This is a genomic window from Winogradskyella echinorum, from assembly GCF_014297365.1.
Classification (GTDB): domain Bacteria; phylum Bacteroidota; class Bacteroidia; order Flavobacteriales; family Flavobacteriaceae; genus Winogradskyella; species Winogradskyella echinorum.
Window position 1 is genome coordinate 512,544 of sequence record NZ_JACOQD010000001.1, and the last position, 14,378, is coordinate 526,921.

Here is a 14,378-nt window from a genome sequence, read left to right on the forward strand (position 1 = left end):
ATATTTACCTAATCTTCAGGGTTACTATTGATATTATGGCTAATAGAATTCCAATAATCCAAAAGCGTGTTACTATTTTACTTTCGTGATATCCTGATTTTTGATAATGATGATGCAAAGGCGACATTTTGAAAATGCGTCGTCCCTCACCATATTTTTTTCTTGTGTATTTAAAATAGCTCACCTGTAACATCACGGATAAATTCTCCGCTAAGAAAATGCCGCATAGCACTGGTATTAACCATTCTTTTCTAACAGCAATTGCAATAACGGCTATAATACCACCTATTGTTAAACTACCTGTATCACCCATAAACACCTGTGCTGGATAAGCGTTATACCATAGAAATCCGACTAAGGCTCCTACAAATGCCGCAATGTAAATGGTGATTTCTTCAACCTTCGGTATGTACATAATATCCAAGTATTCCGAGAAAATAATGTTACCAGAAATCCATGCAAATATTCCTAATGTTAAAACTACAATTGCTGATGTACCTGCTGCGAGACCGTCTATTCCATCTGTTAGATTAGCTCCATTTGAGACTGCCGTGACAATTATAATTGTTACCAGAATAAAAATTACCCAAGCATATTTTTCTAACCCTGGACTAATCCATGTAATTAAATCTGAATAATCAAACTCGTTATTTTTAACAAATGGAATTGTTGTTTTGGTAGATTTCTCTTCCACGTCAAACAACTTAGCTGCTGGTAAATCTGGATTTTCAGCTAACAATACTTTTTGTTCATGAATTGGTAATTTTTCTTTTATGGTCACATCTTTATGAAAGAATAATGTAGCACCAACTATAATCCCTAAACCAACTTGACCAAGCACTTTGAATTTACCTTTTAAACCTTCTTTATCATTTTTAAATTTTTTGATATAATCATCAATAAACCCAATTGTACCCATCCAAAGGGTCGTTACAATAAGAAGAATGATGTAAATATTTTCAAGCTTAGCTAAAAGTAATACAGGAATTAACGTTGCAAGGATGATTATGATTCCTCCCATTGTTGGAGTACCCGCTTTTTCTACTTGTCCCTCTAAACCTAAATCACGAATGGTTTCACCAACTTGTTGTTTTTGCAAAAATCGAATGATACGTTTTCCAAAAATGGTAGAAATTAACAATGACAATATTATTGCCATAGCTGCTCTAAAGGTTAAGAAACCAAATAGTGACGCTCCAGGAAATTGGAATTGTTGTTCTAAATATTCAAATAAATAATACAGCATCTATCTATTTTTGTAATTGTTTTAAAAATTCTTGAACCGTTTTATAATCATCAAAATCAAAGCGTTCGCCTTTAATTTCTTGGTAGGTTTCATGCCCTTTACCAGCAATTAGAATAATATCTTTTGCTTCTGCCATTTGGCAAGCTGTTTTAATGGCCTGCTTTCTATTTGTAATCGACAAGGTTTTTTTAAAATTCTGTGGCTCTACCCCCTTTTCCATATCCTCGATTATGGTTTCTGGCACTTCACTTCGTGGGTTATCACTGGTAAAAATTGCTTTGGTACTCAAAGCCGAAGCGATATGTGCCATTTTTGGACGCTTTGTTTTATCTCTATCGCCACCACAACCAATAACCGTAATTAAGGCTTCATTTTTAGTCCTTATGTTATTGATAGTTTCAAGCACATTCTTTAAAGCATCAGGTGTGTGCGCATAATCTACAATAGCAGTAATTTTTTCATCAGAAATGAAGTACTGAAAACGTCCAGACACATTTTCGAGTTCACTAATAAGTCTTAAAATTTCATCTTTTTCTAATCCTAATAATTCAGCTGATCCATAAATAGCCAAAATATTATACGCATTAAAACTTCCTATTAATCTTGTCCAAAGCTCACTATCATTTACTTTTAATAAAAGTCCACTGAATTCATTTTCTAAAATTTGCGCTCTATAATCTGCATAATTCTTTAAAGCGTAAGTGTATTTTTTGGCTTGGGTATTTTGAAACATTACCAAGCCATTTTTATCATCCATATTAGATAATGCAAAAGCATCTTTTGGTAATTGATCAAAGAACCTTTTTTTAACATCCCTATATTCGGCAAACGTTTCATGGTAATCTAAATGATCGTGAGACAGATTAGTAAAAATTCCACCAGCAAAGCGTAAACCCTCTGTTCTGCATTGATGAATGCCATGCGAACTCACTTCCATAAAACAGAACTCCACACCTTCATCATTCATCTGTTTTAAATACTTGTTAATCACCAAAGAATCTGGTGTTGTATGTGTAGCCTTATAAGTAGTATCATCTACCATAATCTTAACTGTAGACAACAATCCAACTTTATAGCCTGCTTTTTTAAAGAGTTGATACAACAAACTTGATACTGTAGTTTTTCCATTTGTACCAGTAACACCTACTAACTTTAAATTTGCAGAAGGGTGTTCATAAAAATTAGCTGCCATATAAGCTAATGCCTGATTAGAATTTGCTACTTCTATATAAGCCACACCATCTTTAAGAAGATCTGGAAGCTTTTCGCATATTATTGCAGTTGCACCAGCTTCAATTACATTGTCAATATATTTATGCCCATCAGTTACGGTTCCAGCAATAGCTACAAATACATCATTAGTTTGAATTTTCCTTGAGTCGAATTCAATCTTATTAACAGTAATGCTTGTGCTACCTACAACAGCATTAATAGTAACCTTATACAATATGTCTTTTAATATCATCATGATGCGTCTAAAACAATTGTTTGATTGGTTTTTAACTTTTGATGTCTTTCAATGGATTGCTTTTTTACAGTTCCACTGCCATTCAATTTCACCTTAACCTTAACTTGTAAATTTTCAAGTAGCGCAATAGCATCCATTGCTGGCATACCGACAACACTTGGCATTAACTCTTTATATTTACGTGCATTTTCGTAGTAATCTTCAAAATCTTTATTCACTAAATTATTTTTGAAGTCTAAAGTTTTAACTTCATCTATAATTGGTGTATCTGTATATATTTTTTGAGCAATTCTTTTAAAAACCGGACCAGAAACATCGGCACCGTAATAACCAACTTCTGTACTTGGTTTATGAATAACCACGATGCATGAGTATTTTGGATTATCGGCAGGGAAATAACCTGCAAAAGAAGAGATGTATTTTTTATCTTTATTCCACTTTTCAAAATTTGCATAATCCGTTCTAGCTGTTCCTGTTTTACCAGCCATAGAAAAGGTCTCAGAATACATACGTTCACCTGTTCCTCGGATTATTACATTTTTTAGAATGTCTTGAATTTCAGCTAAGGTTTTATCTGTACAGATTTTATCAACTAGCACTTCTTTTTTAAATACTTCAATTTCTTTATCAAAAGACTTTACCGATTTTATAAAACGCGGTTTAATTAATTCACCATTATTAGCTATAGCATTGTAAAATGCCAAGGTTTGCAACGGTGTTATAGTAAGATTGTAACCATAAGCCATTGACGGCAAGGCATTTCTACTCCAGTTTGCAGCTCCAGGCTCAGGAATATCCGGAATTCCCTCTCCCATTATTGGAATATCTAAAGAATCATTGAGCTTCCAACGTTTTAGGTGCTTTATAAACTTCTTAGGTTGCTTAGCATAATTTTCATCAATGATTGTGGCCAAACCAATATTAGACGACACCTCTAAAGCTCGAGCAACTGAAATCTCTCCAAACCCATTACCCGAATCGTTAATAGGACGACCATAAAACATCTTTCTACCTTTTTTTGTGTCAACAATTGTAGAAGTATCCACTACTTTATCCTCTAACGCAGCCATTAAAGCCATTACCTTAAAGGTTGAGCCAGGTTCATGAGATTCGTAAACGGCATAATTACGCTTTTCATAATAAGTCCCTTTTGAGGTTATAGCTAAATTGGCAATAGCCTTAACCTCGCCTGTTTTTACATCCATCACCACAACACAACCGTGTTCTGCTTGGTACTTTTCTAACTGACCTAACAGTGAATGATGCGCTATATCCTGAATATTAACATCTATAGTTGTATAAACATCATAACCGTCTTTTGGCTCTATTTGATCAAAATCGGCAATTGGCTTCCATTGTCCATTACCTATTTTTTGCTTAAGGCGTTTTCCGCTTTTTCCTCTTAAATATTTCTCTCCAAAAGCACCATCAATACCAGCTCTAGTAACATTACTATCTTTATCAAAACGTTCATAACCAATAGAACGCGATGCTATTTCGCCCATAGGATGTTCACGTCTTGTAGTCTGCTCAACAATTAATCCACCTTTAATTGCACCAAGGTTTAATAGTGGGAAATTGCGCATTCTTATGTAATCGGAATAACTAATATTACGTGCTAGTAAGAAATATCTATTCTTATTCTCTCTAGCTTTTCTAATCACATTTTTATAATAAGATGCTGGTTTCCCTTTGTACGCATGAAGCGAATCTGCCAATGCACCTAGAAGCTCATCAAACAAAGCTTGCTTAGCCTGAATTGCATCAATTCTTATATCGTATTTTGGAATAGACGTTGCTAATAAGCTTCCATCAGCCGAATATACATTTCCGCGGTTAGCAGGTATTGGAAAGTCCTTTATGGTACGTTTTTCAGCTAATGCCCTGTATTCATCGCCTTGAATAAATTGAATGGTACATAGCTTAAACACCACAGCCAAAGCAAAGACAAACATGCAGCCTGCCACGAAGTACAATCTGTTTAATATGTGAGTTTCTGTTGTTGCCAAAGTCTATTGCTCTTGTGATTTTACTCGATAATCGAGATTTTAATACCATTAAGACTAATAAAAATCCTAACTTATTTTTTTATTTATACAAACCCTACTTTGAGGTTCTTACTACTATTTTTGTTGGCGGATTTAAAGAAATCTCAATACCTTTTTCCTTCATTTCTGCCTCTACAAAAGATTCTTTTTTTAGACGCATTAACTTCCCTCTTTTATCCACAAATGCCGAACGCAATTCCTTAACTTCATTAGTTAACTTTGCAATCTCATACACCTTTTTATCTGCACTATGTGAGCTCGCAATCATTATAATCGCTAGGACTGAAATAAAAATGATGATGCGCCAATTTTTAAACGAATCATCACTGATTAGAAACTTTCCACGTAATATGCTGTAGATGTTTTTCTTCATATCTTTTCAGCAACTCGAAGCTTTGCACTTCTTGCTCTATTATTGACTTTTATTTCTGATTGTGATGGAATTATCAGTTTACCTACTTTCTTTAAAGGCACTTCAAAATTCCCAAACATATCGCGCTCTGGCTCACCTTCAAACAAACCATTTCTAATAAAGCGTTTTACTAATCTATCTTCTAAAGAATGGTAGGATATAAAACTTAATCTCCCACCTTTCTTTAAAATTTCTGGTGTTTGAAGCAATAACTCTTTTAATACTTCAATCTCCTGATTCACTTCAATTCTAATCGCTTGATAGATTTGAGCTAAAACCTTGTTTTCTTTTTGATGATTTAAAAAGGGTTTTAAAACCGCTTTTAATTGCTCGCTTGTTTTTATCTCCTCTTTCACTCTTTCTGCGACAATAACTCTTGCCATTGCTGGCGCTTGTCTTAACTCACCATACTGTAAAAGCACATTTTTTATTCGCTCCTCAGAGTAATTATTCACCACCTCAAAGGCAGACAATTTATTATCCTGATTCATGCGCATGTCTAAATCGGCTTCAAAGCGTGTAGAAAAACCACGTTCTGCAACATCAAATTGATGTGATGACACACCGAAGTCCGCCAATACACCATCAACCTCCTTAACACCATAAAATCTTAAGAACCTTTTTATATATCTAAAATTCTCATTTATGAGAACAAATCGATCATCTTCAATAGCATTAGCTAATGCATCTTTATCTTGATCGAATGCATATAATTTTCCTTTTGGACCAAGCCTTGATAATATCTCTTTGCTATGACCACCACCACCGAAAGTGACATCTACATAAACACCATTAGGTTGAATATCTAAACCATCAACAGTTTCTTTTAGTAATACCGCATTATGATAATCCATTGTCATCTTCATCTTGTCCCATTACTTCTTCTGCAAGGTCAGCAAAGTCTGATGCAGCATCGTCAATAGCTTGTTCATATTTATCCTTATCCCAGATTTCAATAATATTAACTGCAGAAGCCAACACCACTTGCTTTGAAATACCAGAAAAACTGATTAGATCTTTAGGAATCAATAGTCGCCCAGCATTATCAACTTCAACCATTTTAACTCCAGCTGTAAAACGTCTTATAAAATCGTTATTTTTCTTCTTAAACCGATTAAGCTTATTCACCTTCTGCATCATTGCATTCCACTCAGACATTGGATATAATTCTAAACACGGTTGAAAAACAGCACGCTTCAACACAAAACCATCCTGCAAAGCACCTGCTAACTGTTTCTTTAAAACAGCCGGAATCATTAGTCTTCCCTTGACATCAGCTTTACACTCGTATGTTCCTATGAATGAATTCAACGTATTTGTTTTACCACTTAAACGATTAAGATTCAAATATATTGAAAAAAACACCACTTTTTACCACATACTCCCACTTTTGTTAATAAGTTTTGTATTTATATTTTTTCAAATCAAAAAGAAGTCAATGAAATTGATATTTATGAAAGATTTTTAAAGTGGTAATTATTAACAATGATCTGTTTTAAATTTTTCGTTTGGAAACATCGAAAAATGATAGATATATTTTTATTCAAAAGGATTTAGTTATATTTATTCAGTAGAAATTAAATTTGTTTTAAAAAACAACAAAATTTAATTTTACATCAGTAACCACTTCGTTAGTCCATGTTTTTGTTTCATTTATTTTTATCAATTTATAAATGAAAAAAATCATGTACTTTTGTTTTCAACACTAAAAGCACCAACTTATAGATGACACACCTTTTAAAAAAAGAAAAGGATTATAGATATATTGAAGTAGGAGAAGGAACACCAATTATTGTGTTGCACGGATTGATGGGTGGACTCAGTAATTTTGATGCTGTAACTAATTTTTTTAGTACAAATGGATATAAGGTTATTATACCAGAACTCCCTATTTACACCATGTCTCTGTTAAAAACTAACGTAAAAAGCTTTGCCAATTACCTCAAAGAATTTATTGAATTTAAAGGTTTGGAAGAAGTCATTTTATTAGGAAATTCTTTAGGCGGACACATTGGTTTGTACCATACAAAATTATATCCAGAAAAGGTTAAATCACTAATCATTACTGGTAGTTCTGGACTATATGAAAGTGCCATGGGAGGTGGATATACAAAACGCAGTGATTACGAAGTTATAAAGAAAAAAGCACAAGATGTCTTTTATGATCCTGAGGTTGCTACTAAAGAAATCGTTGACGAAGTTTACGAAACAGTTAATAACAGAAATAAGCTTATAAAAACCTTAGCTATTGCTAAAAGTGCTATTAGACACAATATGGCTAAAGACTTACCAAAAATGCACACACCAACTTGCATTATTTGGGGTAAAAACGATAATGTAACACCTCCTGAAGTTGCAGAAGAGTTCCATCAATTATTACCAGATTCTGACTTGTTTTGGATTGATAAATGTGGCCATGCCGCCATGATGGAACACCCAGAGGAGTTCAACAAAATTCTTAAAGGGTGGTTAGAATCTAAAGGCTTTTAAAGTATACCACTAAGTTTAATTAAATAAGACTCTTGCTTCTGCAGGAAGTATCATGAAAATAAAATCAGCTGAATTTGTAGTTAGTAATTCTGAAGTGGCAAAATGCCCTAAGAACAACTTGCCAGAATATGCTTTTATAGGACGAAGTAATGTTGGTAAATCTTCGTTAATAAATATGCTAACAGACAGAAAGAGTTTAGCAAAAACATCTGGACGACCTGGAAAAACTCAACTAATTAATCACTTTATAATTAATGATAGTTGGTACTTAGTTGATTTACCTGGTTATGGTTATGCACGTGTTTCAAAAACTTCGAAAAAGAAATTTCAAAAGTTTATTACCAATTATTTTGAAAAACGACAACAACTTATTTCGGCATTTGTATTAGTAGATATTAGACATAAACCTCAGCCTATTGATTTAGAATTTATGCAATATTTAGGTGAAAGCGGCATTCCGTTTGGTATTATATTTACTAAAGCAGATAAGCTAAAACCTATGGCTATAGACCGTCATGTTAATGAATATTGCGAAGAGTTATTAAAAACATGGGAAGAAATTCCTCAATATTTTGTAACCTCATCATCTAAGCATATCGGCAAAGAAGATGTTCTAGATTTTATTGGAAATATAAATGAAGAAATAGAGCAATTGAAGAATCAATAAAATAAACTTTATTTTAATTTTCACCTTCTTTTTTCTGCAAAACGTTAATTAACACTATCCCTAAAACACCACCAATAAGAGCTCTTATAACGCTTCCCATTTTTGGAAATTCCATAGAAAATCCTGAATCTAATAACAAGCTAGACACTACAAATACTAGTAAAAAAATTATCTGACCCTTTCTATTCATAATTAAATATTTTGTTTTTAAGTTTTTACATCCAAAGCATCTCTCAAGGCATTACCAACCAACATAAATGCCATTACCAGCAACATAATACAAAAGCCAGGTATTAATGCTAAATACGGTTTACCTAAAATGATATAATTATAGTGGTCTTTTATCATAGCACCCCAACTTGCCATTGGTGGTTGCGCACCTATTCCTAAAAAACTTAATCCGCTTTCTATTAGAATTGCAGCTGCAAAATTAGCGGCAGATATAACAATTAAAGGCCCGAATATGTTTGGTAAGATATGTTTTGTTACAATTCTATAATCATTATAACCTAACGCTTTAGCGGCAGTTACATATTGCATTTCCTTTGCACTTATTATCTGTCCTCTCACTACTCTAGCGACTTCCACCCACATCGTTAAACCTACAGCAATAAACACTTGCCAAAATCCCTTACCTAAAGCTAAAGTAATTGCAATTACCAATAACAAAGTCGGTATTGACCATGTAATATTAATGATCCACATAATAAAAGCATCCACTTTTCCTCCATAATAACCCGCTAAACTTCCCATTAAAAGACCAACTAATAATGAAATAAAAACAGCCACAAAACCTATAAAAAAGGAAATACGGGAGCCAATTAAAATTCGACTTAAGTAATCTCTACCATATTTATCTGTACCGAAAATAAAGTTTCTATTATCTATGTATTCTTTATAATCCTTTTCAGGAAACTTACTTAATGCAATCTGTTTCTCTAAGCCTTGTAAACCATCAGAAGTATATTCTATATAAGTTAAAATACCATCATTAACTTTATAAGACTGAATAGGGATTTCTGTATCGGTATTCTCTTCACCAAAAAATAATTGAGACATAAAATTTTGATCAGATTCTATGCCTGAAGGAATGGTAAGCATCTGCACTTCGAAACCTGGTGATTTTGAATGGATAGACAAATGCATTTGATTTGCATTTTTTGAAGCATCTGGCGCAAATAAATATGCAAAAATTGAAAGGAGACCAATACAACCAATTATACTTATACTAAAAACGCCCCAAAAGTTTTTTTTAAACTTTTGAAGCGCTAATCTTGTAAGTGAATTATTTTGGTTTCCCATTTATAGTTTTAATTCTTCACTGAATTTGCTACTTTGTTTTTAATAGCATAAGTCATTTTTAAATCGTTAAGCACATTTAATGCTTCTTCTATATATACATCTTTAGCTAAAGCAAGATGCCAACGTTTACGCTTTTCTTTTAAGATAGAATCACTATCCATTAACTTCATCTCATATGGCAGAGAGTTAAATGTTAAGTTTGTTTGATATTCTGATAGCTTAGAAAAACGTTTTGCTTCCTCTTCATTCAATTCCATTTGTTTTTTATATTCATTGTAGTTTAATGAATATAACTCTTGGTCTCTTATTTTCTTCACCCATTTTGCATTAGCATCAATTAGCTTTAACTGCTCATTGGCAGCCATTCTAGCTTTACTTTTACTAATTGTAGTATCATAATCGAAATAATTTTCCCAAACATTATAATCTGCAGCATCAATTTTATCCCATGGTAATGGATTATCCTGATCTTTTTCACCAATATTTATATAACTATAACGATCTGGTACAACCACATCACTTTTAACACCTTCTAACTGCGTAGAACCACCATTAATTCTATAAAATTTCTGAGTAGTAAACTTTAGCGCTCCCATGTCACCATTAGTATTGTTGCGTACCATGGTATTTAAATCTAGTACATTTTGAACTGTTCCCTTACCATAAGTTTGCTTGCTACCTATTACAATACCACGTTTATAATCTTGCATTGCTGCCGCTAAAATTTCAGATGCAGATGCCGACAATTCGTTTACTAAAATTACCAAAGGACCATCCCATACAATAGCTTTATCTCTATCTCTTAAAACTTGCTTGGATTCTCCAGCACCTTTAACTTGTACTACTGGACCTTCTTCAATAAATAAACCTGCGATATCAACAACCGTTTGTAGAGAACCACCACCGTTGTTTCTCAAATCTAATACTAAACCTTGCACCCCTTGTTCTTTTAGACGCAAAATTTCTTGCTTAATATCTGAAGCTGCATTTCTTTTATTATAATCTTCGAAATTAATATAGAACTTAGGTAAATTGATAATTCCAAAGGTTTTTCCATCTTTTTCTACGGTAGAAGATTTTGCATAAGTCTCTTCTAACTCAACAATATCTCTAGTTATAGAAATATCTTCAATAGTACCATCAACTTTTTTCAATGTTAATGTAACTACTGTTCCTTTAGGACCTTTAATAAATTTAATAGCATCATCTAAACGCATACCAACAATATTAACTGGCTCTTCTTCATCTTCTTGTTTTACCTTAAGAATTTGATCACCTACTTCTAGCTCATTAGCTCTCCATGCTGGACCTCCACTAATAATTTCGTTAACCATAATGCCATCTACTTTCTTCTGTAAACGTGCTCCAATTCCTTCAAAATTACCAGACATATCTCTATCAAAACGTTCTTTGTCTTCTGGTGCAAAATAAAATGTATGAGGATCAAACCCTTCTACAATAGCGTTTATGTATACAGAAAACCAATCTGTACGTCGTCTGTCATCTATATAATCATAAAGCTCATCTAACGAACGCTTAGTTGCTAATCTTGCCTCAACTTCGACCTCTTTTAAGGATTTTTTATCCTTGGATTTTTGTTTTTTCTTTTCAGAAGAAAACACACTTTCTGGAAGATTATTATTTTCAAGATTAGAATCGCGCTGAGCAATAGCATCATCATAATTTGCAATTGTCGAAAACTTAAGTTGTTGTCTCCAACGTTCTTTCATTTCTTTTTTACTGCTAACATAATCTAACTTTTCATAGTCTGCAGAATAGGCTTCATCCTTTGTAAAATCGAAAGGCTTTTCTAAAATTTGGGCATAAATCTTTTTCGATTCATCGATACGTTGAAGTAATCTTTGGTGCGTAAGATTAAAAAAAGTAACATCGTGCACTTTAATTTGATCGTCTAAAAGATTTTTGTATGCTTCAAATTCTTTAATATCTGACGCATAAAAATAACGTTTAAATGGATCAATGTTATTTAAATAATCCTCAAAAACATTTGCCGAAAAATCATCGTTTATATCTTGCGGATTAAAATGTGCCTGATCTAAAAGATAAGTAATCAACTGAATTAACAATTTATCTTTATCCGGATCCTCAAACTTTTTATTTGTAAAACTACATGAGGCAAAGGCTATTAATAATGCTAGTAGTAAAAATTTATAATTCCCTTTCATTTTTTCTTTTTTATTTATTTGTAGGTAAAAATGTGTTCGCCTTTATAATTCCATATTCAATTAATACTAGTTATTAGGCTCGGTTCATTTTTTCTTTTTTATTTATTTGTAGGTAAAATGTATTCGCAACAATCTTGAAACTTAATTTGAATACCAATCCATCGCTCGGTTCATATTCATAATGTTCATTATTCTTTTAATTGTAGGTTTTCAATTTTTCACTAAAATAGAAGAAAAAACCGTGCCATAAAAAAACATGGCACTAATTTTTTGTTAAAGCGCACATTATCGATAAAACGCAAGCTTTTTTAGTATTTTTACAACCAATTAATCATTTTTTAGATGTCTAAACGTCCTTTAATTCTTGTTACCAATGATGATGGCATTACAGCACCAGGAATAAGAACCCTAATTTCTGTAATGAATACTATTGGTGATGTAGTAGTAGTTGCACCAGATAGCCCACAAAGTGCTATGGGACACGCTATAACCATCAATTCTACTTTACATATTGAAAAAGTAACCATTGATGGCAAGCAACCCGAATATAGTTGTTCTGGTACACCTGCAGATTGTGTAAAATTAGCTGTAAATGAAATTTTAGATAGACGACCAGATATCTGTGTTTCTGGCATTAATCACGGCTCTAATTCTTCTATAAATGTAATTTATTCCGGAACCATGAGTGCTGCTTTAGAGGCTGGTATAGAAGGGATTCCTGCCATAGGATTTTCACTTTTGGATTATAATTGGAATGCTAATTTTGAACATAGCAAGTCATTTATTAAAACCATTACTAAACAAGTTTTAGAACATGGATTACCAGATGGTGTGGTATTGAATGTGAATATACCGAATCTTGAAAAAAAGGCTATAAAAGGCATCAAAGTTTGCCGACAAGCACGTGCCAATTGGAAAGAAGAATTTGATAAACGCACCAATCCAATGGGTCGCGATTATTATTGGCTTACTGGTAAGTTTGTAAATATGGATAATGGTGAAGACACAGACGAATGGGCTTTAGAAAATGGTTATATCTCCGTGGTACCTGTTCAGTTTGATTTGACTGCGCATCACACCATTCAGAATTTAAATACATGGAAATTAAATGAATAATAAAAAAGAAATTTTAATTGGTTTTATCGTAGGACTCATAGCTGCGGCATTTGGTCTAATTTTAGCAATTCAAATTTTTGGTAAATCTGATGATTGGGGAACTGTTTTTAAACAAGCTATAAACGAAGGTTTTTTAACTAAACTTATGAGTATAGGCGCGTTGATTAATCTTGGTACTTTTTTCTTATTTCTAAAAAAGAACAAAGACAACAGAGCGAAAGGAGTTCTCATTGCCACTGTATTAATATTAATTTCTACAATGATTATAAAAAACATGAACTAATGAAGTATTATATCATTGCTGGTGAAGCTTCAGGCGATTTGCATGGTTCTAATCTTATGAAGGCCTTGTTGAAACAAGATGAGAAGGCTGATATTAGATTTTGGGGTGGTGATTTAATGCAATCTGTTGGTGGTGAATTGGTAATGCATTATAAAGAACGTCAGTTTATGGGTTTTGCAGAGGTGATTATGAACCTCAGAAAAATTACAAAACATATAAAATTCTGTAAAGCTGATATTGAAAAATTTCAGCCAGATGTGATTATTTTTATTGATAATTCGGGTTTTAATCTTCGTATTGCCAAATGGGCAAAAGAGCAGAAATTTAAAACGCATTATTACATTTCACCACAAGTTTGGGCTTCTAGAGCTGGTCGTGTAGAAAAAATAAAACGCGATATTGATGCGATGTACTGCATCCTTCCGTTTGAAAAAGAATTTTATAAAAAATACGGTTATGAGGTTCATTTTGTGGGACATCCACTTATTGATGCTATTGCAGATCGACCTCAAGTTGAAGAAAATGACTTTAGAAAAACTCACAATCTTAGCGATAAACCTATTATAGCTCTGCTACCTGGAAGTCGAAAACAAGAAATCACTAAAATGCTTGGAGTAATGCTAAGCATTGTCAATGATTTTAAAGATTATCAATTTGTTATTGCCGGAGCGCCTAGTCAAGATTTTAGTTTTTACCAAAGTTTTATAAAACAAGATAATGTGGCTTTTATATCTAATAAAACTTATGATTTATTAAGTATATCTACTGCCGCTTTGGTAACTTCTGGAACTGCTACATTAGAAACAGCTTTGTTTAAAGTTCCGCAAGTGGTTTGCTATAAGGCGAATGCTATTTCTTACCAAATAGCGAAACGTATTATTACTTTAAAATTTATTTCATTGGTGAATTTAATAATGGATCGAGAAGTCGTTACCGAACTTATCCAAGGAGATTTAAACAAAAACCGTCTTAAAAAAGAATTGACTGCCATATTAGAATCTAATAAACGTGAGCAACTGTTTTTAGATTACTATGAATTAGAAAAACAACTTGGTGGCAGAGGTGCTAGTGACAAGGCTGCCGAATTGATTGTTTCACAAATCTCAAATAACCTATAGAAATTCCAAATAACAAACAACTAAATTCCAAAAGCAATAGCC

At 32.9% G+C, this 14,378-nt stretch carries 14 protein-coding genes; 5 read left to right on the plus strand and 9 right to left on the minus strand.

All coding sequences use genetic code 11. The features are described from left to right. Nucleotides 1-4 precede the first annotated feature (4 nt). From mraY to mraZ, 6 genes are all read right to left on the minus strand, one after another. A complete protein-coding gene (gene mraY / locus H8K90_RS02290; protein ID WP_186844320.1) occupies nucleotides 5-1,246 on the minus strand; it encodes a phospho-N-acetylmuramoyl-pentapeptide-transferase in 1,242 nt (413 codons plus the stop codon). Nucleotides 1,247-1,250: 4 nt separating this feature from the next. Continuing rightward, the gene (locus H8K90_RS02295; protein WP_186844321.1) at nucleotides 1,251-2,714 is read right to left on the minus strand and encodes a UDP-N-acetylmuramoyl-L-alanyl-D-glutamate--2,6-diaminopimelate ligase; all 1,464 of its coding nucleotides are present in this window, start codon (nucleotides 2,712-2,714) and stop codon (nucleotides 1,251-1,253) included. Further along, entirely contained in the window at nucleotides 2,711-4,669 is a 1,959-nt protein-coding gene (locus H8K90_RS02300; protein WP_186845243.1) for a penicillin-binding protein, read from the minus strand. Before H8K90_RS02300 ends, H8K90_RS02295 begins: the two co-directional genes overlap by 4 nt. A gap of 148 nt (nucleotides 4,670-4,817) precedes the next feature. After that, entirely contained in the window at nucleotides 4,818-5,135 is a 318-nt protein-coding gene (locus H8K90_RS02305; RefSeq protein WP_186844322.1) for an FtsL-like putative cell division protein, read from the minus strand. Beyond that, nucleotides 5,132-6,028, minus strand: a complete 897-nt coding sequence (gene rsmH, locus H8K90_RS02310; protein WP_186845244.1) for a 16S rRNA (cytosine(1402)-N(4))-methyltransferase RsmH — start codon at nucleotides 6,026-6,028, stop codon at nucleotides 5,132-5,134. Before rsmH ends, H8K90_RS02305 begins: the two co-directional genes overlap by 4 nt. Continuing rightward, complete coding sequence (mraZ, locus tag H8K90_RS02315) at nucleotides 6,015-6,485, minus strand: division/cell wall cluster transcriptional repressor MraZ (RefSeq protein ID WP_186844323.1); 471 nt, start codon at nucleotides 6,483-6,485, stop codon at nucleotides 6,015-6,017. The genes rsmH and mraZ overlap by 14 nt, the downstream gene beginning before the upstream one ends. Nucleotides 6,486-6,899: 414 nt before the next feature. Here mraZ and H8K90_RS02320 point away from each other — a divergent pair, with 414 nt between their 5' ends. Together H8K90_RS02320 and yihA are read left to right on the plus strand one after the other, a co-directional pair. Next, complete coding sequence (locus tag H8K90_RS02320; RefSeq protein WP_186844324.1) at nucleotides 6,900-7,664, plus strand: alpha/beta fold hydrolase; 765 nt, start codon at nucleotides 6,900-6,902, stop codon at nucleotides 7,662-7,664. 52 nt (nucleotides 7,665-7,716) lie between these two features. Continuing rightward, a complete protein-coding gene (gene yihA / locus H8K90_RS02325; protein WP_186844325.1) occupies nucleotides 7,717-8,331 on the plus strand; it encodes a ribosome biogenesis GTP-binding protein YihA/YsxC in 615 nt (204 codons plus the stop codon). Between the two features lie 13 nt (nucleotides 8,332-8,344). Here the strand turns inward: yihA and H8K90_RS02330 are convergent, their stop codons facing one another. Genes H8K90_RS02330 through H8K90_RS02340 form a run of 3 tightly spaced genes read right to left on the minus strand, consistent with a single transcriptional unit; the run spans nucleotide 8,345 to nucleotide 11,819 of the window. After that, nucleotides 8,345-8,521: a hypothetical protein gene (locus H8K90_RS02330; protein ID WP_186844326.1), complete on the minus strand. Its 177-nt coding sequence runs from the start codon at nucleotides 8,519-8,521 to the stop codon at nucleotides 8,345-8,347. Between the two features lie 17 nt (nucleotides 8,522-8,538). Further along, entirely contained in the window at nucleotides 8,539-9,633 is a 1,095-nt protein-coding gene (locus H8K90_RS02335) for an ABC transporter permease (RefSeq protein WP_186844327.1), read from the minus strand. Nucleotides 9,634-9,641: 8 nt separating this feature from the next. Next, complete coding sequence (locus tag H8K90_RS02340) at nucleotides 9,642-11,819, minus strand: carboxy terminal-processing peptidase (protein ID WP_186844328.1); 2,178 nt, start codon at nucleotides 11,817-11,819, stop codon at nucleotides 9,642-9,644. A gap of 342 nt (nucleotides 11,820-12,161) precedes the next feature. Between H8K90_RS02340 and surE the strand changes: the two genes are divergently transcribed. Genes surE through lpxB form a run of 3 tightly spaced genes read left to right on the plus strand, consistent with a single transcriptional unit; the run spans nucleotide 12,162 to nucleotide 14,336 of the window. Next, nucleotides 12,162-12,935 (plus strand): 5'/3'-nucleotidase SurE, encoded by a 774-nt coding sequence (gene surE / locus H8K90_RS02345; RefSeq protein ID WP_186844329.1) that lies wholly within the window; start codon nucleotides 12,162-12,164, stop codon nucleotides 12,933-12,935. Continuing rightward, entirely contained in the window at nucleotides 12,928-13,218 is a 291-nt protein-coding gene (locus H8K90_RS02350; RefSeq protein ID WP_186844330.1) for a hypothetical protein, read from the plus strand. Before surE ends, H8K90_RS02350 begins: the two co-directional genes overlap by 8 nt. Then, entirely contained in the window at nucleotides 13,218-14,336 is a 1,119-nt protein-coding gene (lpxB, locus tag H8K90_RS02355) for a lipid-A-disaccharide synthase (protein WP_186844331.1), read from the plus strand. Before H8K90_RS02350 ends, lpxB begins: the two co-directional genes overlap by 1 nt. Nucleotides 14,337-14,378: the final 42 nt, after the last annotated feature.